Source organism: Stutzerimonas marianensis, assembly GCF_022810315.1.
Classification (GTDB): Bacteria; Pseudomonadota; Gammaproteobacteria; order Pseudomonadales; family Pseudomonadaceae; genus Stutzerimonas; species Stutzerimonas marianensis.
In genome coordinates this window covers 516,053-538,864 of the sequence record NZ_JALGRD010000001.1, presented here as the reverse complement: position 1 = coordinate 538,864, position 22,812 = coordinate 516,053, and the positions used below count along the sequence as shown (strand labels likewise).

Annotated in this window: 20 protein-coding genes; 13 read left to right on the top strand and 7 right to left on the bottom strand. The window is 65.1% G+C overall.

What is annotated here, in order from left to right:
- Positions 1 to 81 precede the first annotated feature (81 nt).
- The 4 genes from MST27_RS02340 to argA all read left to right on the top strand — a co-directional run bounded on the left by MST27_RS02340 (position 82) and on the right by argA (position 4,727).
- Complete coding sequence (locus tag MST27_RS02340; protein ID WP_243604394.1) at positions 82 to 759, top strand: TIGR00153 family protein; 678 nt, start codon at positions 82 to 84, stop codon at positions 757 to 759.
- A gap of 38 nt (positions 760 to 797) precedes the next feature.
- Positions 798 to 2,063 (top strand): inorganic phosphate transporter, encoded by a 1,266-nt coding sequence (locus MST27_RS02335; RefSeq protein ID WP_243604393.1) that lies wholly within the window; start codon positions 798 to 800, stop codon positions 2,061 to 2,063.
- Between the two features lie 98 nt (positions 2,064 to 2,161).
- Positions 2,162 to 3,319: an acetylornithine deacetylase gene (argE, locus tag MST27_RS02330; protein WP_243604392.1), complete on the top strand. Its 1,158-nt coding sequence runs from the start codon at positions 2,162 to 2,164 to the stop codon at positions 3,317 to 3,319.
- Between the two features lie 106 nt (positions 3,320 to 3,425).
- Complete coding sequence (argA, locus tag MST27_RS02325) at positions 3,426 to 4,727, top strand: amino-acid N-acetyltransferase (protein ID WP_243604391.1); 1,302 nt, start codon at positions 3,426 to 3,428, stop codon at positions 4,725 to 4,727.
- Positions 4,728 to 4,844: 117 nt separating this feature from the next.
- Here the strand turns inward: argA and gshA are convergent, their stop codons facing one another.
- From gshA to MST27_RS02310, 3 genes are all read right to left on the bottom strand, one after another.
- Positions 4,845 to 6,425: a glutamate--cysteine ligase gene (gshA, locus tag MST27_RS02320; RefSeq protein ID WP_243604390.1), complete on the bottom strand. Its 1,581-nt coding sequence runs from the start codon at positions 6,423 to 6,425 to the stop codon at positions 4,845 to 4,847.
- Positions 6,426 to 6,520: 95 nt separating this feature from the next.
- Complete coding sequence (locus MST27_RS02315) at positions 6,521 to 6,907, bottom strand: PaaI family thioesterase (RefSeq protein WP_243604389.1); 387 nt, start codon at positions 6,905 to 6,907, stop codon at positions 6,521 to 6,523.
- Between the two features lie 2 nt (positions 6,908 to 6,909).
- Entirely contained in the window at positions 6,910 to 9,216 is a 2,307-nt protein-coding gene (locus MST27_RS02310; protein WP_243604388.1) for a Tex family protein, read from the bottom strand.
- 228 nt (positions 9,217 to 9,444) lie between these two features.
- Here MST27_RS02310 and ompR point away from each other — a divergent pair, with 228 nt between their 5' ends.
- Positions 9,445 to 10,182 carry an osmolarity response regulator transcription factor OmpR gene (gene ompR / locus MST27_RS02305; protein WP_243604387.1) on the top strand — a complete coding sequence of 246 codons (738 nt, stop codon included), beginning with the start codon at positions 9,445 to 9,447 and terminating at the stop codon, positions 10,180 to 10,182.
- A gap of 94 nt (positions 10,183 to 10,276) precedes the next feature.
- A complete protein-coding gene (locus MST27_RS02300; RefSeq protein ID WP_243604386.1) occupies positions 10,277 to 11,596 on the top strand; it encodes an ATP-binding protein in 1,320 nt (439 codons plus the stop codon).
- A gap of 127 nt (positions 11,597 to 11,723) precedes the next feature.
- Here the strand turns inward: MST27_RS02300 and rimK are convergent, their stop codons facing one another.
- The gene (gene rimK / locus MST27_RS02295; protein WP_243604385.1) at positions 11,724 to 12,629 is read right to left on the bottom strand and encodes a 30S ribosomal protein S6--L-glutamate ligase; all 906 of its coding nucleotides are present in this window, start codon (positions 12,627 to 12,629) and stop codon (positions 11,724 to 11,726) included.
- Positions 12,626 to 13,093, bottom strand: coding sequence for a retropepsin-like aspartic endopeptidase RimB (gene rimB / locus MST27_RS02290; RefSeq protein ID WP_423705760.1), 468 nt, complete (start codon positions 13,091 to 13,093; stop codon positions 12,626 to 12,628). The genes rimK and rimB overlap by 4 nt, the downstream gene beginning before the upstream one ends.
- Positions 13,094 to 13,196: 103 nt before the next feature.
- Here rimB and MST27_RS02285 point away from each other — a divergent pair, with 103 nt between their 5' ends.
- The 4 genes from MST27_RS02285 to MST27_RS02270 all read left to right on the top strand — a co-directional run bounded on the left by MST27_RS02285 (position 13,197) and on the right by MST27_RS02270 (position 17,129).
- Entirely contained in the window at positions 13,197 to 13,592 is a 396-nt protein-coding gene (locus tag MST27_RS02285) for an RNA-binding S4 domain-containing protein (protein WP_243604384.1), read from the top strand.
- 125 nt (positions 13,593 to 13,717) lie between these two features.
- Positions 13,718 to 14,611 carry an Hsp33 family molecular chaperone HslO gene (hslO, locus tag MST27_RS02280; protein WP_243604383.1) on the top strand — a complete coding sequence of 298 codons (894 nt, stop codon included), beginning with the start codon at positions 13,718 to 13,720 and terminating at the stop codon, positions 14,609 to 14,611.
- Between the two features lie 155 nt (positions 14,612 to 14,766).
- Positions 14,767 to 16,308, top strand: a complete 1,542-nt coding sequence (locus MST27_RS02275) for a phosphoenolpyruvate carboxykinase (protein WP_243604382.1) — start codon at positions 14,767 to 14,769, stop codon at positions 16,306 to 16,308.
- A 218-nt stretch (positions 16,309 to 16,526) separates the two neighbouring features.
- On the top strand, positions 16,527 to 17,129 hold the full coding sequence (locus tag MST27_RS02270) for a nitroreductase family protein (protein ID WP_243604381.1): 603 nt from the start codon (positions 16,527 to 16,529) through the stop codon (positions 17,127 to 17,129).
- An 81-nt stretch (positions 17,130 to 17,210) separates the two neighbouring features.
- On the opposite strand, the gene MST27_RS02265 is transcribed toward MST27_RS02270, so the two are convergent.
- The gene (locus MST27_RS02265; RefSeq protein ID WP_243604380.1) at positions 17,211 to 17,453 is read right to left on the bottom strand and encodes a DUF2790 domain-containing protein; all 243 of its coding nucleotides are present in this window, start codon (positions 17,451 to 17,453) and stop codon (positions 17,211 to 17,213) included.
- A gap of 286 nt (positions 17,454 to 17,739) precedes the next feature.
- Between MST27_RS02265 and MST27_RS02260 the strand changes: the two genes are divergently transcribed.
- Positions 17,740 to 19,668 carry a RecQ family ATP-dependent DNA helicase gene (locus MST27_RS02260; RefSeq protein ID WP_243604379.1) on the top strand — a complete coding sequence of 643 codons (1,929 nt, stop codon included), beginning with the start codon at positions 17,740 to 17,742 and terminating at the stop codon, positions 19,666 to 19,668.
- Between the two features lie 151 nt (positions 19,669 to 19,819).
- Positions 19,820 to 21,454 (top strand): methyl-accepting chemotaxis protein, encoded by a 1,635-nt coding sequence (locus MST27_RS02255; RefSeq protein ID WP_243604378.1) that lies wholly within the window; start codon positions 19,820 to 19,822, stop codon positions 21,452 to 21,454.
- 7 nt (positions 21,455 to 21,461) lie between these two features.
- Here the strand turns inward: MST27_RS02255 and MST27_RS02250 are convergent, their stop codons facing one another.
- Entirely contained in the window at positions 21,462 to 21,644 is a 183-nt protein-coding gene (locus MST27_RS02250) for a hypothetical protein (protein ID WP_243604377.1), read from the bottom strand.
- A 250-nt stretch (positions 21,645 to 21,894) separates the two neighbouring features.
- Between MST27_RS02250 and MST27_RS02245 the strand changes: the two genes are divergently transcribed.
- Positions 21,895 to 22,812: an aldo/keto reductase gene (locus MST27_RS02245; protein WP_243604376.1), complete on the top strand. Its 918-nt coding sequence runs from the start codon at positions 21,895 to 21,897 to the stop codon at positions 22,810 to 22,812.

Sequence of the window (22,812 nt, the reverse complement as noted above, 5' to 3'; positions counted from 1 at the left end):
TGAGTGTGACCTACGTCACTTGGTAGCGGCCCTTTGAGGTCATCCGTATACTTGCCGCCTTCTGAAGCCGGGGTGTTCCCTATGCCAATCAATCCTTTCGTCAGCCTGTTCGGACGGTCGCCCATCGGTCCGATGCAACAGCATATGGCCAAGTCTCACGAATGCGCCGCCAACCTGGTGCCGCTGTTCCAGGCGATCACTGCAGAAGACTGGGAGCGGGTCGAGCAGATCCAGAAAGAGATGGCCCGACTGGAAAACGAGGCCGACAAGCTCAAGAAGAGCGTCCGTCAGCACCTTCCGAAGAGCCTGTTCCTGCCGGTGCCGCGCTCGGACCTGCTGGAGCTGCTGAGTGTACAGGACAAAATTGCCAACCGCGCCAAGGACATCGCCGGCCTGATGCTGGGTCGCTGCATGACCATTCCGGTGGCTCTGCAGCCGGAAATGATGGCCTTCGTGCAGCGCAGCGTGGACGCCAGCTGCCAGGCGCTCAAGGCGCTCAAGGAGCTGGATTCGCTGCTGGAAACCGGTTTCGCCGGCCGCGAGGCCACGCTGGTGGAGAAGATGGTCGAGGAGCTCGAGGAGATCGAGCGAGAGACCGACCGCATGCAGATCACGGTGCGTCGTGCGCTGTTCAGGCTGGAAAAGGAATTGCCTCCGGTAGACGTGATGTTCCTCTACAAGATCATCGAATGGATCGGTGACGTGGCCGACCGCGCCGAGCGCGTCGGCAACCGTCTGGAACAATTGCTGGCGCGCTGAGGCGCCAGCATCCTTTCTGGCTTCAACAGGTAATTCTTATGTCCTTCATCTCGGAATACGGTTTCGTACTCCTGATACTCGCCTGCGCATTCGGTTTCTTCATGGCCTGGGGCGTCGGCGCCAATGACGTCGCCAATGCCATGGGCACTTCCGTGGGCTCCCGTGCCCTGACGATCAAGCAGGCCATCCTCGTGGCCATGATCTTCGAGTTCTGTGGCGCCTACCTGGCCGGCGGTGAGGTCACCGAAACGATCAAGAACGGCATCGTCGACGCCGAGGTCATTTCGCCCGACCTCATGGTGCTCGGCATGATGTCGGCGTTGCTCGCGGCGGGCACCTGGCTGCTGATCGCGACGATGAAGGGCTGGCCGGTCTCGACCACCCACTCGATCGTCGGCGCGGTGATCGGCTTTGCCGCTGTCGGGGTCTCGCTCGATGCCGTGCATTGGGAGTCGATCGGGCCCATCGTCGCAAGCTGGGTCGTCACGCCGATGCTCTCCGGTATCGTCGCCTTCGGCCTGTTCATGAGCGTGCAGAAGCTGATCATCAATACCGATGAACCCTTCCTCAACGCCAAGCGTTTCGTGCCGCTGTACATGTTCCTGACCGGCTTCATGGTCGCGCTGATGACCGTGACCAAGGGCCTCAAGCATGTCGGACTGACGCTGACCAGCAGTCAGGGCATCGCCCTGGCGTTCGCCATCGGCGTGCTGGTGGCGCTGGTCGGCGTCGCCTTGCTGTCGCGCATCAAGGTCGACGAGGAAGCCGACAAGACCTTCCACTTCGCCAGCGTGGAAAAGGTCTTCGCGGTCCTCATGATTTTCACTGCCTGCTCCATGGCCTTTGCGCACGGCGCCAACGACGTGGCCAACGCGGTGGGCCCGCTGGCTGCCGTGGTGGGCGTCATCGAGTCCGGTGGCGCGGCGGAGATCGCGGCCAAGTCGGCGGTGCCGGGTTGGGTGTTGCTGCTCGGTGCGGTGGGCATCGTCATCGGCCTGGCGACCTACGGCTACAAGGTCATCGCCACCATCGGCAAGGAAATCACCGAACTCACGCCCAGCCGCGGTTTCGCCGCCGAGCTGGCGACCGCGACCACGGTGGTCGGCGCTTCGGCCATCGGCTTGCCGGTCTCGACCACCCATACGCTGGTCGGTGCGGTACTGGGTATCGGTATCGCGCGCGGCATTGGCGCGCTCAACCTCGGCGTGGTCGGGTCGATCTTCATGTCATGGCTGATCACCCTGCCCGCCGGCGCTTTCCTCTCCATCGTGTTCTTCACCATTCTCAAGGCGATCTTCGTCTGACGACCCTGCCGCCGCAGTTTTTCCGCTTCGCAAGCGCTGCGGCGGCGCGTTTCGTGTTTCACTGGGCGCCTTCGTTCCTGTCTTGAAGGAGGTCGTCGGTGCCCATTCCCTCGCTCAAGGACCGGTTCGCCGCGCTGATCGCGGCACCTTCGGTAAGCTGCACCCAGGCGCACTGGGATCAGACCAACCGCCCGGTGATCGACCTGCTCGCGCTCTGGCTGGGTGATCTCGGCTTCGCCTGCGACATCCAGCAAGTCACGCCGGGCAAGTTCAACCTGCTCGCCAGCCGCGGCAGTGGCGCCGGTGGCCTGGTTCTCGCCGGGCACAGCGATACCGTTCCCTTCGATGCCGAACTTTGGGCCGCCGATCCGCTGCGCCTGCGCGAGGCGGACGATCGTTGGTACGGCCTGGGCAGCTGCGACATGAAGGGCTTCTTCGCATTGATCATCGAGGCGGTGCTGCCGCTGCTCGATCAACCCTTCCGTCAGCCATTGCTGATCCTGGCGACCTGCGACGAGGAAAGCTCGATGTCCGGTGCCCGCGCGCTGGCCGAGGCCGGGCGGCCGCTCGGGCGTGCCGCGGTGATCGGCGAGCCGACCGGCCTGCGCCCGGTTCGGTTGCACAAGGGCATCATGATGGAAGGCATCGAGATTCACGGGCAAAGCGGGCACTCGTCGAACCCGGCCTATGGCCACAGCGCGCTGGAGGCGATGCACGAGGTGATGGGCGAGCTGATCGCCCTGCGCCGCGAGTGGCAGGGCCGGTACGCCAACCCACTGTTCGACGTGCCGACGCCCACCCTCAATCTGGGCTGCATCCACGGCGGCGACAATCCCAACCGCATCTGTGGCCAATGCTCGCTGGAATACGACCTGCGCCCGCTGCCAGGGATGGACCCGGATCAGCTGCGCGAGGCGATCGCCGGTCGCCTGCGGCCAGTGGCCGAGCGGCATCAGGTCAAGATCGACCTGGCTCCTCTGTTTCCCAGCGTCCCGCCCTTCGACCAGCCGGCCACGGCGGAGTTGGTCAGGCTCGCCGAGCAACTGACCGGGCACGCCGCCGAGGCGGTGGCCTTTGCCACCGAAGCACCTTATCTTCAGCAGCTTGGCTGCGAGACGCTGGTGCTCGGCCCAGGCGATATCGCCTGCGCGCACCAGCCGGATGAATACCTGGACCTGGACCGGATCGAGCCCACCGTGAACCTGCTGCGTGGAATGATCGAGCACTATTGCCTGCAACCGGCGAGCCGAGGATAGGAGCAGGCCCGGCGATCGTGCTGTCAGCCGTCGCCAGCGGACCTGCTCCTGGCCCTCTTCACGCCCGGTTCTCCGGTAAACAGGTTGTCACCCTAAGGCTTTTGCAATGCACGACTACGTCACCTGGCTTCGCGACTCTTCCCCCTACATCAACGCCCACCGCGACCGCACCTTCGTGGTCATGCTGCCGGGCGACGGGCTGGAGCATCCCAACTTCGCCAATATCGTCCACGACCTGGTGCTGCTGCACAGCCTTGGGGTGCGTCTGGTGCTGGTGTTCGGCTCTCGCCCGCAGATCGAGGCACGGCTGGCCGCTCGGGGCATTCAGCCGCGTTTCCACCGGGACCTGCGGGTGACCGACTCGGCGACGCTCGAATGCGTGATCGACGCCGTCGGGCAGATGCGCATCGCCCTCGAAGCGCGGCTGTCCATGGACATGGCGGCCTCGCCGATGCAGGGCGCACGGCTGCGGGTAGCCAGCGGCAACTTCATCACCGCGCGCCCCATCGGCGTGCTCGATGGCGTCGACTACCACCACACCGGAGAAGTCCGCCGAGTGGACCGCAAGGGCATCGGGCGGTTGCTGGACGAGCGCACCATCGTACTGCTGTCGCCGCTGGGGTATTCGCCGACCGGCGAGATCTTCAACATCGCCTGCGAGGACATCGCGACTCGGGCGGCCATCGACCTGCAGGCCGACAAGCTGGTGCTCTATGGCGCCGAGCGAGGCCTGCGTGACGAAAGCGGCCGACTGGTGCGCGAGCTGACGCCGCCCCAGATCCCGGCCTACCTCCAGCGCCTGGTTGGCACCTACCAGGCCGAGTTGCTCGATGCCGCAGCGCAAGCCTGCAAGGGCGGCGTGCGGCGCAGCCATGTGATCAGCTATGCCGAAGATGGCTCCCTGCTCAATGAGCTATTCACCCGCGACGGCGGCGACGGCACCCTGGTGACCCAGGAGCAGTTCGAGCGCCTGCGCGAGGCAACCATCGAGGATGTGGGCGGCCTGATCGACCTGATCACGCCGTTGGAAGAGCAAGGCATCCTGGTGCGGCGATCGCGCGAGGTGCTCGAGCGGGAGGTCGAGCAGTTCAGCATCGTCGAGCGCGACGGATTGATCATTGCCTGCGCGGCGCTCTATCCGATCGCCGACTCGGATTCCGGGGAGCTGGCCTGCCTGGCGGTCAACCCCGAATACCGCCACGGCGGCCGGGGCGACGAGCTGCTCGAGCGCATCGAGGCGCGGGCCCGCCAGTTGGGGCTCAAGACGCTCTTCGTGCTCACCACGCGCACGGCCCACTGGTTTCGCGAGCGCGGCTTCGAGCCCAGCGGTGTCGAACGCCTCCCGGCGGCGCGCGCCTCGCTCTACAACTACCAGCGCAACTCGAAGATCTTCGAGAAGAAGCTGTAGAGCCGATCAGAGCGCCAGGGCGCAAGGCTCAACGGAAAAAGCGGTTGCACTTGGCAACCGCTTAAGAGGGTCGGAGCCGACCTGGCCGCTTCAGGCCCCATCGCCTCCGGCTGCCCGCTACAGCTGCGTCAGACTCCGCTGATACTCCTCGACGAAGCTGTCGAAGTCCTGGGTGTCGTTCGCTTCCATCTCGGCCTGCTGGGCCAGCGACTGACGGGCGGCTTCTTCGAAGTCGGCCGTTTGCGCGGCGGGCAGCGGGCGGGTGCGTAGTGCCTCGGCGTGCAGGCGGGTCTGGCGCATGGCGAATTGGCTGAAGCTCTCGCCGTGTTGACGTAGCGCCTCGAGCACCTTCGCCGAGGGCGTCAGGCTGCTGTCGGCGACCTTGGCCCGCTGCGCCGCCAGTGCTTCGGCATGGGCCCCCGTGCCACGGCTCTGGTCCAGCAGGGCCGCGACCTGGCCGATCTCGTCCAGCAGTGCCTGCGCCCATTCCTGCAGATCGACGCGCTCGCCGCCGCGGCGCAGCTGGAGCCCGGGCTTGCGGCCCTGCTTGACCACCTGCAGGAAATTGTCGCTGCTGGCGCTGCACTCTCCATCGACGAGGCAAGGGCTCTCGTGCAGGGCGCAATACAGCAGGAAAGCGTCGAGAAACCGGGCTTCGACGAGGTCGATGCCCAGTGGCAGGAACGGGTTGATGTCCAGGCAGCGCACTTCGATGTACTGGATCCCGCGGCTTCGCAGCGCATGCAGGGGTCGTTCACCGGTTCTGGTGACGCGCTTGGGGCGGATGTTCGAGTAGTACTCGTTTTCGATCTGCAGCACGTTGGTATTGAGCTGCTGCCAGTTGCCGTGCGCATCGCGGGTGCCCCAGGCGGCATAGTCGGGGTAGGGCGTCGAGACGGCGCGGTGCAGGCTGCTGGTGTAGCTGGGCAGATCGTCGTAGCAAGGTGTCAGACCGGCCTGGGCGTTGCTCTGATAGCCCAGGTCGCTCATGCGCAGGCTGGTCGCGTAGGGCAGATAGAGGGTGTCGTCATCGAGCTGCTCGAGCTGGTGCGGGCGACCGCGCATGAAGCTGGCGTCCAGCGCCGGCGAGGCGCCGAAGAGGTACATCAGCAGCCAGCTGTAGCGGCGGAAGTTGCGGATCAGTGCGATATAGCGCGACGACTGGAAGTCCTGTGGCGAACGCGTGTCGCTCTCGTCCTGGCGCAGCAATTCCCACAGTCCCTCGGGCAGCGAGAAGTTGTAATGGATGCCGGCGATGCACTGCATCGTCTTGCCATAACGCAGCGCCAGTCCCTGGCGGTAGACGTACTTGAGCCGACCGATGTTGGAGCTGCCGTATTCGGCGATCGGGATTTGCGCCTCGTCCGGCAGTGGGCCCGGCATCGAGGGGCTCCAGAGCAGCTCGTCGCCCAGCTTGCTGTAGGTGTAGCGGTGGATGGCGTCGAGTTCGTCGAGCGTTCTGGACGGATCGGTCGCGGTGCCGGTGATGAATTCCAGCAACGCTTCGGAATAATCCGTGGTGATCCTTGGATGGGTCAGCGCCGAGCCCAGCGCGCGCGGGTGCGGCGTCAGGGCGAGCTGGCCGTCCGGCCCGATGCGCAGGCATTCACGCTCGATCCCGTGCAGGCATTGCGAGAGCAGCGGCAGGTTGGGGTGCTCGGCCAGCAACGCCAGGCGGTGGGAGAAAAGATCGCTCAATTGGAATTCCTTCACGCATCGGTCGGCACAATATGGGGCGGCGGCCCGCAAGCTTCAAGCCTGGCGCACCAGGACGGCGCCAGGCGCTGCAGCTGCTATAGACAGGCGAAGGTCGCCTGCGCCTTGGCGATGAGTTTGTCGCCCTGATGCACCTCCGCCTCGAGCACCTGAGTGCGGCGCCCGCCATGCACGACCCAGGCACGACAGGTCAGCTCGCCTTCCGTTACCGGTCGGATGTAGTTGACCTTGCACTCGAGGGTGACGCTGTTCGGTTCACCGCCGTTGAGGCTGTGGCTGGCCTGGCCCATGGCGGTATCGATCAGCGAAAACAGGGCGCCACCGTGCAGCTTGCCGTGCAGGTTGCGCAGGCCGTCATGCATGACCAGGCGGAGCACCGCTTCGCCCTGGTCGGCCTTGAGGATCTCCAGCCCCAGCAGGCGCCCGAAGGCGCTGCTGCTTCCCACTGCTTCGACTTCACGCAACGTTATTTCCTCAGGCTCTTGGCATTGGCGAACAGGGCTGCCATGGCGTTGTTGGCCGGCGCCGGCTTTTCCGGCTTGGCCTGCCGCGACTGGCCGCCGCGCGCTTGGCCGTTGCCGCGCACCGTTTCGGTCTTCTCACCTGGGGTGTCGCTCATGCGCATCGACAGCCCGACGCGGTTGCGCGGGATGTCCACTTCCATGACCTTGACCCGAACGATGTCACCGGCTTTGACCACTTCGTACGGGTCTTTGACGAATTTCTCCGACAGGGCGCTGATATGCACCAGGCCATCCTGGTGCACGCCAACGTCGACGAAGGCGCCGAAGTTGGTCACGTTGGTCACCACGCCTTCGAGCACCATGCCGGGCTTGAGGTCGCTGAGCTTTTCCACGCCCTCCTGGAACTCGGCGGTCTTGAACTCGGGTCGCGGGTCGCGGCCGGGCTTGTCCAGCTCCTTGAGAATATCGGTCACGGTGGGCAGGCCGAAGGTTTCGTCGGTGAACTGCTTGGGATCCAGGCGCTTGAGGAAGGCCGAATCACCGATCAGCGAGCGGATGTCGCGGCCGGTGTCCTGTGCGATACGCGTGACCAGCGGGTAGGTCTCGGGGTGCACGGCGGAGGCGTCCAGCGGGTTTTCGCCGTTCATCACGCGCAGGAAGCCAGCGGCCTGTTCGAAGGTCTTCTCGCCCAGGCGCGGGACCTTCTTCAGGTCGCTGCGGGACTTGAACGCGCCATTGGCATCGCGGAACTGCACGATGTTGTTGGCCAGCGTCGCGTTGAGGCCGGAGATGCGCGCCAGCAGCGCGGCCGAGGCAGTGTTGACGTCGACGCCGACGGCGTTCACGCAGTCCTCGACCACGGCATCCAGCGAGCGCGCCAGCTTGAGCTGGGAGACGTCATGCTGGTACTGGCCGACGCCGATGGCCTTGGGTTCGATTTTCACCAGCTCGGCGAGCGGATCCTGCAGGCGTCGGGCGATCGACACGGCACCGCGCAGGGAAACATCCAGATCCGGGAATTCCTTGGCGGCCAGTTCGGATGCCGAATACACCGAGGCGCCCGCTTCGCTGACCATCACCTTGGTCAGTTTCAGGCCGGGCACCTTCTTGATCAGCTCGCCGGCCAGCTTGTCGGTCTCGCGGCTGGCGGTGCCGTTGCCGATGGCGATCAGGTCGACGCCGTGCTTGGCGCACAGCTTGGCGAGCACGGCCAGCGTGCCGTCCCAGTCGTTGCGCGGCGCGTGCGGATAGACGGTCGCGGTGTCGAGCAACTTGCCGGTGGCATCGACAACGGCGACCTTGCAGCCGGTGCGCAGACCGGGGTCGAGCCCTAGGGTGGCGCGCGGGCCGGCCGGCGCGGCCAGCAACAGGTCGTGCATGTTGCGCGCGAAGACGCCGATCGCTTCGTCCTCGGCGCGGTCGCGCAGTTCGCCGAGCAGGTCGGTTTCCAGGCTGGTGTAGAGCTTGACCTTCCAGGTCCAGCGCACGACCTCGGCCAGCCACTTGTCGGCAGCGCGCCCGCGGTTGGCGATGCCGAAGCGCTCGCCGATCATGGTTTCGCCCGGGTGCATGGTGCCGGGTGCCTCGTCGCCGACCTTGAGGCTGACACCGAGCACGCCTTCGTTGCGCCCACGGAAGATCGCCAGCGCACGGTGCGAGGGTGTGTTCTTCAAGATTTCGTCATGCTCGAAGTAATCGCTGAACTTGGCGCCTTCGGTTTCCTTGCCCGGTACGACTCGGGCACTGAGGGTGGCGTTGTGCTTGAGGAAGTCACGCAGCCTGGCCAACAGATCGGCGTCTTCGGCGAAACGCTCCATGAGGATGTACTTGGCGCCTTCGAGCACGGCTTTTACATCGGCGAAGCCCTTCTCGGCGTCGATGAAGCGCTCGGCTTCCTGCTCTGGCGTGAGGTCCGGGTTGGCAAACAGCGCATCGGCCAGCTCGCCAAGACCGGCTTCCAGGGCGATCTGGCCCTTGGTGCGGCGCTTCTGCTTGTAGGGCAGGTAGAGGTCTTCGAGACGGGTCTTGGTGTCGGCGAGATCGATCTCGCGCTTGAGCTCGGGGGTCAGCTTGCCCTGTTCCTCGATGCTCGAAAGGATCGCCGCACGGCGCTCGTCCAGTTCGCGCAGGTAGCGCAGACGTTCTTCCAGGTTGCGCAGCTGGGTATCGTCGAGGCTGCCGGTGACTTCCTTGCGGTAGCGGGCGATGAAGGGCACGGTGGAGCCTTCGTCGAGCAGTGCCACGGTGGCGGCAACCTGTTGGGGGCGTACGCCGAGTTCGGCGGCGAGGCGGGAGTTGATGCTGTCCATGAAGCTACCTGATCTGTCCGGAACCATGCAGGGTGTACCTGCGCGAAGGGGCGCGATTATAAAGGCAGCAGAAAAGCTTGCGGCCGAAAGCCGGACGAAAAAGCCAGACGCGCCGCTCGGACGGGCACTGCACGCTGCCAGCGGCGGAAAAATCTGCTAACAATGGCCGGCAAGTCGCGCCATAACCTCTGTGCGCATAATGCGCCGTCGAATTCTTCGGGAGTTTCCATGAGCAGCACTGCGCCCCCCAGCGAAGGCGAAAAGATCCTGATTGTCGATGACGATGCACGGCTGCGTCGCCTGCTCGAGCGCTTTCTCGATGAGCAGGGTTATCGCGTGCGTACCGTGGAAAGTGCCGAGCAGATGGATCGCGTACTCAGCCGCGAGCTGTTCCACCTGGTCGTGCTGGACCTGATGATGCCCGGCGAGGATGGCCTGTCCGCCTGCGCCCGGTTGCGCGCCGCGGGCAACCAGATCCCGATCATCATGCTCACCGCCAAGGGCGACGAGGCCAGCCGTATCCACGGACTGGAGCAGGGGGCGGACGATTACCTGGCCAAGCCGTTCAATCCGCGCGAGTTGCTGGCGCGGATCCGCGCGGTGTTGCGCCGCCAGGCGCCTCAGGTGCCGGGTGCGCCGGGCAGTGAAGACGAGACGGTGACCTTCGGTGACTATGAGCTGTTCCTCGGCACCCGCGAGCTGAAAAAGGGCGACCAGGTGCACATGCTGACCACCGGCGAATTCGCCGTGCTCAAGGCGCTGGTCCAGCATGCCCGCGAACCGCTGACCCGCGACAAGCTGATGAACCTGGCCCGTGGCCGCGAGTGGGACGCACTGGAGCGGTCCATCGATGTGCAGATTTCCCGGCTGCGCCGTCTGATCGAGCCCGACCCCTCCAAACCACGCTATATCCAGACGGTCTGGGGCGTGGGCTACGTCTTCGTGCCGGACGGGAATAAAGGCTGAAAGGGTCGGTAAAGGCGCCGGAGGCTGAACGAAGGCGCGCGTGCTGCTTTGTCGTTCAGCTTCCAGCGTCCAGCGCTTGCATTCGGCTTTTGCTATGAAAACTCCCCTCTGGTTCCCGCAAAGCTTCTTCGCCCGCACGCTGTGGATGGTGCTGATCGTCGTCCTGTTCTCCAAGGTGCTGATGCTGGTGTACCTGATGATGAACGAGGACGTGATGGTCGACCGCCAATACAGCCATGGCGCGGCGTTGACCTTGCGCGCCTACTGGGCGGCGGACGACGAGAACCGTGAGCGCATCGCCCAGGCAGCGGGGTTGCGCCGGGTTGAGACGGCCGACGTGCCGGTCAGTGAGTACCACTGGCCCTACACCGAGATCTTCCTGCGCCAGATGCAGGCCGAGCTCGGGGTGGAAACCGACGTGCGGGTGCGCATCCAGCCGCAGACAGCGATCTGGGTGCGGGCGCCGAGCCTCGGCCCGGACTGGCTGCAGGTGCCGCTGTATGCCTACCCGTTGCGGGGGCAACGCATCTGGAGCGTGCTTGGCTGGTTCCTCGGGATCGGCCTGCTCTCGACGGCGGCGGCCTGGATCTTCGTCAGTCAGCTCAACCTGCCGCTCAAGCGGCTGGTCTACGCCGCGCGGCAGATCGGCAAGGGGCGCAGCGTGCGGTTGCCGATCAGCGACACGCCGAGCGAGATGACCGAGGTGTACAGAGCGTTCAACCAGATGGCCGAAGACGTCGAGCAGGCCGGGCGCGAACGCGAGCTGATGCTCGCTGGCGTGTCCCACGACCTGCGCACGCCCCTGACGCGCCTGCGGCTGTCGCTGGAGTTGTTGTCCAGCGATGCCGAGCTCACGGAGGACATGGTTCGCGATATCGAGGACATGAACGCCATCCTCGACCAGTTTCTCGCCTTCGTTCGCGATGGCAGCGACGAGCCGGTGGAGAACATCGACCTCGGCGAGCTGGTGCGTGAGGTCGTGGCGCCGTACAACCAGTATGGCGAGAGCGTGCGGTTGTGCGTCGAGCCGATGCCGAAACTGGCGCTGCGCCGGGTGTCGATCAAGCGGCTGCTGGTCAACCTGATCGAGAATGCACTGCGCTACGGCGGCGACCGGGTCGAGGTCGCCGCGCATGTTTCCGGCGACAGCAACGCGCCCTATGTCGTGCTCAGCGTGCTCGACCGCGGTGCCGGTATCGATCCGCAGGAGCTGGGCGAGATCTTCAACCCCTTCATCCGCGGCGACCGCGCCCGTGGTGGTCAAGGCGCCGGGTTGGGGCTGGCCATCGTCAAGCGCATCGCCTCGCAGCATGGCGGTGTGGTCGAGCTGCGCAACCGCGAAGGCGGCGGACTGGAGGCGCGTGTCAGCCTGCCGCTGGGGCTGTTGCTGCCCAGGGATGCTATCAAGCCGTGAAAACGGCAGAAGCGCGACAGGACGGGGGAGAGGCGGCCATGGCGTTTAGGTAACGCCTGGACTGCCGACTCGTTCACCGCCAGATGAAAAGCGGGGCGTAACTGCCCGGCTGTCCAACCCCAGCCGCTTAGCCCTTGCCTTTCGTCCGCGTCAGGTGTGGTCCGGCGTTCTTTTCCAGGTACTGGATGATCAGACCGGCGACGTCCTTGCCGGTGGTTTCCTCGATGCCCGCCAGGCCGGGCGAGGAGTTGACCTCCATCACCAGCGGGCCGTGATTGGAACGCAGGATGTCGACGCCCGCGACGCTCAGGCCCATCACCTTGGCGGCGCGGATGGCGGTCATGCGTTCTTCCGGGGTGATCTTGATGAGGCTGGCAGTACCGCCACGGTGCAGATTGGAGCGGAATTCCCCGGGCTTGGCCTGGCGCTTCATCGCGGCGATCACCTTGTCGCCAACGACGAAGCAGCGGATGTCCGCGCCGCCGGCTTCCTTGATGTACTCCTGCACCATGATGTCCTGCTTCAGGCCCATGAAGGCCTCGATCACCGACTCGGCCGCCGTGGCGGTTTCGCACATGACCACGCCGATGCCCTGGGTGCCTTCGAGCACCTTGATCACCAAGGGGGCGCCGCCGACCATCTGGATCAGATCGGCGATGTCGTCCGGCGAGTGGGCGAAGCCGGTGACCGGCAGGCCGATGCCGCGGCGTGCCAGCAGTTGCAGCGAGCGCAGCTTGTCGCGGGAGCGCGCGATGGCGACCGACTCGTTGAGCGGAAACACGCCCTGCATCTCGAACTGGCGCAGCACGGCGCAACCGTAGAAGGTGACGGAAGCGCCGATCCGCGGGATCACCGCGTCGAAGCCTTCCAGCGGACGCCCGCGGTAGTGGATCTGCGGGTTGTGACTGGCGATGTTCATGTAGGCGCGCAGGGTGTCGATGACGACGACCTCATGGCCACGTTGCTGGCCCGCCTCGATCAGACGACGGGTCGAATACAGGCGTGGATTGCGCGACAGCACGGCGATTTTCATGGGGCACCGGGAGAAGTGAGGGTCTGGGGTTTTTCCTGCACGTAGGTGCGGGCAGGGTCGACCAGCCATTTGCCGTCCATCAGGGCTTTTGACCCGAGCAGCAGGCGATAGCGCATGGTCTTGCGACAGGTGAGGGTGAACTCGACCGGCCACAGGTGATCGCCCAGGGCCAGCAATGTGCGTACCACATAGCGGGTCTGTGCCTGGCCGTTGGAGCTTTTGATGATCTTGCGCGCCACCAGTGGCGCTTCACAGCGATGGCGGCGCTGCACCAGGGTGCCCAGGTGCGCCGTGAAACGAACCCAGCGTTCGCCATTGCGCTTGAATTCGCTGATTTCGGTGGCATGTAGGGCAGAGGTGCTGGCTCCGGTATCGATCTTGGCACGCAGGCCGACCACGCCGAGTTCCGGGAGGGCGATCCATTCGCGCAAGCCGATGATGGTCTGAGGGTCGGGATTGTTCAAAAGGCGTATCCGGTAGAGTTGCGCGCATTCTAGTCGGGGTGCATGACAACCGCATCCACCTGTACCACCCTAATGACAACGAGACGTCAGGCAGAGTTGAACGATGAGTGAGAGCGACGACGGCAAGGTCCGTCTGGACAAGTGGCTGTGGGCGGCGCGTTTCTTCAAGACGCGAGCCTTGGCCAAGGCGGCGATCGAGGGCGGCAAAGTGCATTGCCGCGGTGAGCGCTGCAAGCCGAGCAAGGAACCCAAGCTCGGCGAAGAGCTGGTGATCCGCACCGGCTTCGACGAGCGTACGGTCACCATCCGTGCCCTGTCCGCAGTGCGCCGTGGTGCGCCGGAAGCGCAGCAGCTCTACGAGGAAACCGCCGAAAGCCAGGCGCGCCGGGAGCAGGCCGCCGCGCTGCGCAAGGCTGGCGCCCTGGGTGTCGAGACCGACGGCCGGCCGAGCAAAAAGCAGCGCCGCGCCTTGCAGCGCTTTCGTTCGGATGCGGGCTGAGCGCGCCGGTTGGACGGTCGCCACTTTCCACCTAGAATGCGGTCCCTTCTTTATCCGGGGGGCCCGGCCGGCTGAACCGGTGGCGCGCCGCCTTGCCTGTCACCCCACTTGCTCTGGTCATGCCCATGCTCGATTCCGATTACACCCAGCGTTTTCTCTTCGACGATTCCGATGTGCGCGGCGAATGGGTCGAGCTCGAGCGCAGTTACGCCGAGGTACTGGCCAAACACGACTATCCCGAGCCGGTTGCGCAACTGCTCGGCGAGTTGCTCGCCGCGGCCGGGTTGCTGGTCGGTACCCTGAAGTTCGACGGGCTCATGGTGCTGCAGGCAAGGTCTTCCGGCGCGGTGCCCCTGCTGATGGTCGAATGTTCCAGCGAGCGCGAAGTGCGCGGCATCGCCCGCTTCGATGCCGCGCAGGTGACCGCGGGCGCGACCTTCACCGAACTCATGCCCGACGGCGTGCTGGCGATGACCATCGAACCGGCGAACGGCCAGCGCTATCAGGGGATCGTGTCGCTCGATGGCGTGACCCTGGCCGAAAGCCTGTCGAGCTACTTCGCCTCATCGGAGCAGCTCCCCACCCGTTTCTGGCTGGCCGCCGACGGCCGCCGCGCCTGCGGCATGCTGCTGCAGCAACTGCCGGCCGATCGCATCCGCGAGCCGGAGGAGCGCGAAGCCAGCTGGCAGCACCTGCGCACCCTGGCCGATACGCTGTCGGCAGAAGAACTGCTGGGGCTGGATGCCCAGACGGTCCTGCATCGCCTCTACCACGAGGAGCAGGTCCGCCTGTTCGAGCCGCGTCCGATCGTCTTCCGCTGCAGCTGTTCGCGCGAGCGTTCGGCCTCGGCCGTGATCAGCCTGGGCCAGCAGGACGCCGAGCTCCTGATCGAGGAGCAGGGGGGCGAAATCACCATCGACTGCCAGTTCTGCAATCAGCGGTACAGCTTCGACGCGGCCGATGTGGCGCAGCTGTTCGCCGGAGCCGGCACCGAAGGTCCCTCCGACACCCGCCACTAATGCATCGAGCGGGTTAGGAACCTTTTCGCCATCACGGCCTCATACCCAGCGCCGCGCGTTTTCTGTCATAATCGCGCGCACTTTTTTCGGTGTAGTCCACCGCGCGGTGGGCTACAACAGCATGGAGGAATCGGCCGAGGGCCGACGGGAAACTCATGACGCAAGCCACTAACGCCGTGTACACCGATATCAGCACCGCTCAACTGATCGAAGAAGCCATCAAGCGCGGTGAGGGCGAACTGGCCGCCAACGGCGCACTCGTCGTGAAAACCGGTCACCGGACCGGTCGTTCACCAGCCGACCGCTTCATCGTCGAAGAGCCCAGCACCAAAGACTCCATTGCCTGGGGCCCGATCAACCGCCCCTTCCCGGCCGACAAGTTCGATGCCCTCTGGGATCGCGTCGCGACCTTCAACCAGGCTCAGGAACACTTCGTTTCCCACGTACATGTAGGCTCCTCCGAAGGCCACTACCTGCCCGTGAAGATGACCACCGCGACCGCCTGGCAGAACCTCTTTGGTCGGCAGCTGTTCATCAATCCGGCGCCATACAACCCCGCCGGCAAGGAGGAATGGCAGGTTCTGAACGTCGCCAACTTCGAATGCGTGCCTGAGCGTGACGGCACCAATTCCGACGGTTGCGTGATCATCAACTTCGCGCAGAAGAAAGTACTGATCGCTGGCATGCGCTACGCCGGCGAGATGAAGAAGGCCATGTTCTCCGTGCAGAACTACCTGCTGCCGGAAGCCGACGTGCTGCCGATGCACTGTGCCGCCAACATCGGCGAAGACGGTGACGTCACGCTGTTCTTCGGCCTGTCCGGCACCGGCAAGACCACCCTTTCGGCCGATGAGTCGCGCTACCTGATCGGCGACGACGAGCACGGCTGGGGCACCGGCGTGGTGTTCAACATCGAGGGCGGCTGCTACGCCAAGTGCATCGACCTGTCCGAGAAGAACGAGCCGGTGATCTGGAAGGCCATCCAGTTCGGCACCGTACTGGAAAACGTCGTGCTCGATGAGGCGCGCGTCGCCGACTATGCCGACGACAGCCTGACTCAGAACAGCCGCGCCGCCTACCCGCTGGAGTTCGTCGAGAAGCGTTCCGAGAAGAACCTCGGTGGCGAGCCGAACGCGGTGATCTTCCTGACCTGCGACCTGACCGGCGTACTGCCGCCGGTTTCGATCCTCAACGAAGAGCAGGCGGCCTACCACTTCCTCTCCGGTTACACCGCGCTGGTCGGCTCCACTGAAATGGGCTCGGGCAGCGGCATCAAGTCGACCTTTTCCACCTGCTTCGGTGCGCCGTTCTTCCCGCGCCCGGCCGGCGTTTACGCCGAGTTGCTGATCAAGCGCATCCAGGCGTTCGGCTCCAAGGTCTACCTGGTCAACACCGGCTGGACCGGTGGTGGCTACGGTGTCGGCAAGCGCTTCAACATCCCGACCACCCGTGCCGTGATCGCGGCGATCCAGAGCGGTGCGCTGATCGGTGCGGAAACCGAGCACCTGCCGATCATCAACCTCGACGTGCCGAAGGCCGTCGCCGGTGTCGATGCGCAGCTGCTCAACCCGCGTAACACCTGGGCCGATGCCAGTGCCTATGACGAGGCGGCGAAGGAGCTGGCGAGCAAGTTCATCGAGAACTTCAAGAAGTTCGACGTCTCCGACGCGATCAAGTCCGCCGGCCCGCAGCTCTGATCCGGTAGCCGTCAGATGATGAAGCCGCCTTCGGGCGGCTTTTTCTTGGCCGTCGTCCGGCCGCGAGCGGCTCGGTTCGAGGCGGCGAGCGACTCGCAATGCCGCTCGACCTTGATGCATCGGCGGATTCGATCGCTTCCATCAGCCAAGCCGGATGGATTCGATGAGTGGCGGCGCCTAGCATAGCGGCCACGTTCTCACTTCAAGGGAGTCACCCCATGCAGATCGAAGAAGCCATCCAGACCCGTCGTGCCGTCAAGGCCTACGATCCGGAGTTCCAACTCAGTCGCGACGAGAAGGACGAGTTGCTGAAGCTTGCCATGCTCGCGCCCTCGGCCTTCAACCTCCAGCATGTACGCCTGGTCGAGGTCAGCGATCCGGCTTTGCGCGCGCAGATTCGTGAGGTGGGCTGGAACCAGGCCCAGATGACCGACGCTTCGATGCTGATCGTCTTCTGTGCCCAGGTCGACAGCTGGGAGAAGAACGTCCGCCGTGTATGGGACGGGGCACCCGCCGAGGTGCAGGATTACATGGCTGGTGCCATCGACAACTACTACCGCGGCAAGCCGCAGGTGCAACGTGACGAAGCCATGCGCAGCTGTGGCCTGATGGCGCAGACCCTGATGCTCGCGGCGCGGGGCAAGGGTCTGGATTCCTGCCCGATGGATGGCTTCGATTTCGACGCGGTGGCCAAGCTGATCAATCTGCCGGATAACCATGTGATCGCGCTGATGGTCGCGGTCGGCAAACGCGCGGCCGAGCCCAAGCCGCGCGTAGGCAAGCTGCCGTTCGATGAGGTGGTGATTCGCGATCGCTTCTGATCGCGTCCGCGAGTCACGCACCAAGCGTGGCTGATGCGGCAGGCGCCTCGGTCAGCTGATCGAGGCTGCTTCCGAGGCGCTTCAGTTCTGGTTCTTGCAGGTGTCGGACAGGGTCCGATAGGCCAGTTGGCGCTTATGCCCAGCCGAGTCCAGGTAGGTCATCACCGCGTCGGTGACTTCGCAGTTCGGCGTCGGCTTGAGCTTGATGGACAGCACGGAGGCCACGTCGAGTTTGGTGCCGTAGGTGTAGACGTCGGGTTTACTGCTGTCGGCGTGGGCAACGGAGGAAAGCAGTAGGGCAGTGGCAATGAAGATAGCGCGCATGGCAGGAAATCCTGTTCTGATTTGAGGAACCGTCCTGTTCGCGTGTCGGATCACCCGATCCGACGGCGCTTATGCTTGTTTTCAGGAGCTCGAGAATCGTAAAAGTAGATAGCCTGCTAACGGTAATTGCCGATTCCAATCCCCCCGATTGACTGAAATGGCTGGCCGTTCCGCCTGTTAGCTGCCCACCGATTACGCCGCCCCGGCGGCCCGGAGCCCTGGGCTGGTTTGCAGCACCCGCTCGCGCCTTTTGCTACCCTCCGGCCCTTCCGTCACGGAGCGCCGCATGATCGAACAGACCCTCAGGCAGACGTTTGGCTACGACAGCCTGCGTCCGGGCCAGGAACAGGCCATTCGCGCCGTGGTGGCGGGACGTTCGACGGCGGCGATCTTCCCCACCGGCTCGGGCAAGTCGCTCTGCTACCAGCTGCCGGCGCTGCTGCTGCCGCACCTGACACTGGTGATCTCGCCCTTGCTGGCGCTGATGCAGGACCAGCTGGCCTTTCTGCATCGGCGCGGCGTCGCCGCGGCCAGCATCGATTCGGCGCAGAGCCGCGAGCAGACGAGCGAGACCATGGCCCGCGCCAAGTCCGGCGAGCTGAAGATCCTCATAATCTCGGTGGAACGGCTGAAGAACGAGCGCTTCCGCCACTTCATCAGCCAAGTGCCGATCTCCCTGCTGGTGGTGGACGAGGCGCACTGCATCTCCGAATGGGGCCACAACTTCCGCCCGGATTACCTCAAGCTTCCCGACTACCAGCACCAGTTCAACATTCCTCAAGTGCTGCTGCTGACCGCCACGGCGACGCCGCCGGTGATTGCCGACATGCAGCGCAAGTTCGCCATCGCCGCCGAAGACGTGGTGACCACCGGCTTCTACCGGCCCAATCTCAATCTGCTGGTGGAGCCGGTCAGCGGCTTCAACAAGCCGCACCGGCTGGTGGAATGGCTGGCGGACAGGTCGGGGCAGCCGACCATCGTTTACGTCACCCAGCAGAAGACGGCCGAGCAGGTCGCCGAGCACCTGGCGCAGCGGGGGGTTCCGGCCAGCGCCTACCACGCCGGCATGGCGCACGAGCTGCGTGAATCGATCCAGCGCCGCTTCATGGCCGGCGAGCTGAACGGCATCGTCGCTACCATCGCGTTCGGCATGGGCATCGACAAGGCCGATATCCGCAACGTGGTGCACTACGACCTGCCCAAGTCGGTGGAGAACTACAGCCAGGAGATCGGCCGCGCCGGGCGCGACGGGCAGCCGTCCGACTGCCTGGTGCTGGCCAATCGCGACAGCCTCAGCGTGCTGCAGAACTTCGTCTATGGCGATACGCCGGAACGTGAGGGCATTCGCTGCGTGCTCGACGAGCTGCTGCAGGCCGGTGCCAGCGGGCAATGGGAGCTGATGCTCAACCAGCTGTCGGACCAGAGCAACATCCGCCAGCTGCCGCTGAAAACCCTGCTGGTGCAGCTGGAACTGCGCGGCATCATTGCACCGCGTTTTGCGTATTTCGCCGAATACCGCTTCAAGTACCTGCTCGAGCCCGAGGCGCTGGTGGCGAAGTTCGAAGGCGAGCGGCGGCAGTTCGTCGAAGCCATCGTGCACACCTCGGCGCGGGCGCGGACCTGGTGCACGCTGGATTTCGACGCGCTTTACGCGCAGCACGGCGCCGACCGTGCGCGGGTGGTCAAGGCGCTGGAATATTTTCAGGAGAAGGGCTGGATCGAGCTGGAGAGCAAGCAGATGACCGAAGTCTATGCGCTGCTCGACGCGCGCTTCGATGCCGAGGCTCTGAGCGGCGAGCTGCACGCCTACTTTAAGGAGCACGAAGCCAGCGAGATCGCTCGCATCGACAACATGCTGGCCTTGTTCGAGTCCCGCGAATGCCTGAGCCAACGGCTGGCCGCCTACTTCGGTGACCGCCAGGCGCCGCAGCGCTGCGGGCATTGTTCGGTTTGCAACGGGCAGGTCGCGAAACTGCCGGAACCGCCCGCACTGGCGTCGCTGGAGCAGATCGACCTGGATGCCCGCTGCGCCGAGTTCGTGGAGCGCTACCGGCAGCTCAAGGGCGGCGCGCCCAGCCGCGAATGCCTGACGCGCTTTCTCTGCGGCATCAGCGTGCCGGTGTTCACCAAGCTCAAGGCGCGCCAGCTCCCCGGTTTCGCCTCGCTGGAAGCCTATCCCTACGCCGAGGTTCGCGCGCGGCTGGCGGGCTCCTAGCCCGGCCTCGATCGCTCCGCGCGCCCCCGCCGGCACACCCTGAACGAGGCCAGCGGCATGGATCACTCCAGATCGGTCAAAAAACGACCACCGGTCTTCCAGCGCATCTGTCAGCGGCCGATAGCCTGATCGAGTCCCGCAGGAGCGTGCCATGTTTCGTTATTTCGCAGATCTCGGATTTCGCTGGAAAATCACTCTTCCCGTGGCCGGCCTGGCGCTGTTGCTGGTGCTCATGGGCGGTCTTGGCTTGCGCGGCATCGCGCAGGTTGCCGACACCAGCAAGCAGCTGGCGACGAGTCACCTGCCGGCAATTACCTTGCTACTCAATGCCGATCGCGACCTCTATCAGGCACTGGTAGCCGAGCGCAGCCTGCTCGACAGCGATGCCGGTGACCACGTCAAGGCGCTGCGGGAGAGCCACGCGGAGAACCTTCAACAGGCGTACGATCGCGTCCAGAAATACGCGGCCATGCAGCCTGGCGCCGAAGCCCTGGCTCTGGTCGATACCTTCAACCGTGGCTTCTCGCAGTGGTCCGAAGTGTCCCGGCGGGTGATCGAGCAGATCGATCTCGATCCGCAAGGCGCCAGTGCGCTCAGCTTTGGCGAAAGCGAAACGCGCTTCGAAGCCATGCGCGAGGCCATCGACCAGTTGGGCGACCTTGAGGATCAGGCGGCCCAGGCAAACGGCGAGAGGGCCGGCGCCGTTGCAGCCACGGCGCTTGGTCAGCAAGGCACGGTGTTGGTCGTCGGCTTGCTCGGCTGCGGGCTGCTGGTGCTCGGCCTGCCTCTGGTCGTGCTGCGTCCGATGCGGCGCCTGCTCGAGCGCGTCCGGCAGATCGCCGAGGGGGACGGCGACCTGCGTGCGCGCGTCGAGGTGCGTTCGGCCGACGAGCTGGGGCAACTCGGTACGGCCTTCAACCGCTTTCTCGACAAGCTGCAGCCGCTGATTGCCGAGGTCGGTCGGGTGACCGATGAAGTGGATGCGGCCGCACGTGGCATGGCGGGCATGGCCGCGACCAACGATCAGCTGATCAGCAGCGAGCATGCGGCGGTGGATCAGGTCAGCACGGCAGCCACGGAGATGAGCGCAGCGGTGCACGAGGTGGCGCTCAACGCCCAGAATGCGTCGGATGCCGCACGCGACGCCGAACAACAATCCAGCCAGGGCGCGGCCGTCGTAAGCGGCACTATCGCCTCGATCCGGCAGTTGGCCGAGGAGGTCGAAGGCGCATCGCAAACCATAGGCGCCCTCGCCGAGGAGACCGCCAGCATCGGTGCGGTACTGGAGGTGATTCGCGGCATTGCCGAGCAGACCAATCTGCTGGCGCTCAATGCGGCGATCGAAGCCGCGCGTGCCGGCGAGCAAGGCCGTGGATTCGCCGTGGTGGCCGATGAGGTCCGGGCGTTGGCCGCACGGACCCAGGACTCGACTCGCGACATCCAGGCCCGCATCGAACGCTTGCAGACCGGTGTGGGCCGGGCCGTACAGGCGATGCAGGCCGGCAGCACCCGGGCGCAGGACAGCGTGGCGCGTGCATCCGGCGTCGATCAGGTGCTTGCCGACACCACGGCGTCGGTCCAGCGAATCAACGACATGGCCGCGCAGATCGCCACGGCCTGCGAAGAGCAGAGCAGCGTCACCGAGGAGATCGCGCGCAACATCACCGATATCCGCGATCTGTCCAATGATGCCGCCGCCAATGCCTCGCAGAGTCTGCAGGCCAGCCAGCGGTTGTCGGAGCTGGCCGGGACGTTGTCGAAGTTGGTCGGTCGGTTTCGAACCTGACGGGCCGTTACAGAGCCACCCGCAGCAGTTTCCCCAGGCCACTGTCGGCCGGCAGCAGGAGCAGGCTGAGGGCGAATACCAGCATCAAGCCGGCGGCATAGCAAAGGCTGCCGAGCCTGCTTCGCAGGCGGCGGACATACGCAGACGATGCGGGCGCGCGATGCGCCGGTCGCGGGAACTGGCTGGGCATGGAAGGTCTCGTCGTGTTCGAGCCTCCCCAAGGTGCGGTCCAGGGGGCTGCTGGGCTCGTCAGGCGGTGCAGTAGACCTGAAATGAAGTCATATTGCCACCACTCCACATGCCTACGCTGCCCATGTCAGCCTGTCCGAACATGGTCCTGAAACATCAAGAAAAGCTCCCAGGCCTCGGCTGCCCGGCATGCCGCGCACGCTCGACCATACTCAGAGGTCGTTGCCATTACCGAGCCGGGAGACCCCGCCATGCCGACGCGCCGCCAGCTCCTTCACCGTTCCGCCCTGATCGCCACCTTCGCGGCGCTTGACCCCTTGCTGCCGTCGCTGCTGCAAGCGGCCGAGGGCCTGCGTCGCCGCAGTATTCCGGCGACGGGTGAAACGCTACCCGTGATCGGTCTCGGTACGTCCATCACGCATAACGTGAGCCTCGATGATCCGCAGATGGAGCGTCTGCTGGAGGTGCTTCGGGTGCTGGTGGAAGGCGGTGCCTCGCTGATCGACACCGCGCCGAGCTACGGCAATGCCGAGCGCGTCGTCGGCGAGCTGGTCACGCGTCACGGCCAGCGCGACAAGGTCTTTCTGGCCAGCAAGGTGTCCTCGACCGGTCGTGAGCGCGGTATGGCGCAGATCGAGGCGAGTTTCGAGGCACTGCAGACCGACACCATCGACCTGATCCAGGTGCACAACCTGCAGGACACCCGCACCCAACTCGGCCTGCTGCGCGAGCTCAAGCAGGAGGGGCGGGTGCGCTACATCGGCGTGACGCACTATGTGGAATCGGCCCACGATCGCCTGCTGGACACGCTGAAACAGGAGCAGGTCGACTTCGTGCAGTTCAACTATTCGGTCAGCGAGCGCAACGCCGAGAAGCAGCTGCTGCCCTACTGCGCCGACAACGGCATCGCCACCCTGATCAACCGACCCTTCACCCGCGGCAACCTGCTGTCGAAGGTCCGGGACAAGCCGTTGCCGGACTGGGCCGCCGATATCGACGCCAGCTCCTGGGCGCAGCTGCTGCTCAAGTTCATCCTCGCCGAGCCGGCGGTGACCGCGGTCATCCCGGCCACCTCCAACCCGCGCTACATGGCCGACAACCTGCTTGCCGGCCAGGGCCGTCTGCCCGATGAGCGGCAGCGGCAGATGATCGTCGACGCCTTCCGCTGA

Coding starts and splice junctions, on each gene's coding strand:
- MST27_RS02255 (WP_243604378.1), top strand. CDS start 19,820: ATGTTTCGTTATTTCGCAGATCTCGGATTTCGCTGGAAAATCACTCTT.
- rimK (WP_243604385.1), bottom strand. CDS start 12,629: ATGAAAATCGCCGTGCTGTCGCGCAATCCACGCCTGTATTCGACCCGT.
- MST27_RS02340 (WP_243604394.1), top strand. CDS start 82: ATGCCAATCAATCCTTTCGTCAGCCTGTTCGGACGGTCGCCCATCGGT.
- MST27_RS02310 (WP_243604388.1), bottom strand. CDS start 9,216: ATGGACAGCATCAACTCCCGCCTCGCCGCCGAACTCGGCGTACGCCCC.
- MST27_RS02260 (WP_243604379.1), top strand. CDS start 17,740: ATGATCGAACAGACCCTCAGGCAGACGTTTGGCTACGACAGCCTGCGT.
- MST27_RS02270 (WP_243604381.1), top strand. CDS start 16,527: ATGCAGATCGAAGAAGCCATCCAGACCCGTCGTGCCGTCAAGGCCTAC.
- MST27_RS02275 (WP_243604382.1), top strand. CDS start 14,767: ATGACGCAAGCCACTAACGCCGTGTACACCGATATCAGCACCGCTCAA.
- MST27_RS02245 (WP_243604376.1), top strand. CDS start 21,895: ATGCCGACGCGCCGCCAGCTCCTTCACCGTTCCGCCCTGATCGCCACC.
- hslO (WP_243604383.1), top strand. CDS start 13,718: ATGCTCGATTCCGATTACACCCAGCGTTTTCTCTTCGACGATTCCGAT.
- MST27_RS02335 (WP_243604393.1), top strand. CDS start 798: ATGTCCTTCATCTCGGAATACGGTTTCGTACTCCTGATACTCGCCTGC.
- MST27_RS02300 (WP_243604386.1), top strand. CDS start 10,277: ATGAAAACTCCCCTCTGGTTCCCGCAAAGCTTCTTCGCCCGCACGCTG.
- ompR (WP_243604387.1), top strand. CDS start 9,445: ATGAGCAGCACTGCGCCCCCCAGCGAAGGCGAAAAGATCCTGATTGTC.
- MST27_RS02250 (WP_243604377.1), bottom strand. CDS start 21,644: ATGCCCAGCCAGTTCCCGCGACCGGCGCATCGCGCGCCCGCATCGTCT.
- MST27_RS02265 (WP_243604380.1), bottom strand. CDS start 17,453: ATGCGCGCTATCTTCATTGCCACTGCCCTACTGCTTTCCTCCGTTGCC.
- argA (WP_243604391.1), top strand. CDS start 3,426: ATGCACGACTACGTCACCTGGCTTCGCGACTCTTCCCCCTACATCAAC.
- MST27_RS02285 (WP_243604384.1), top strand. CDS start 13,197: ATGAGTGAGAGCGACGACGGCAAGGTCCGTCTGGACAAGTGGCTGTGG.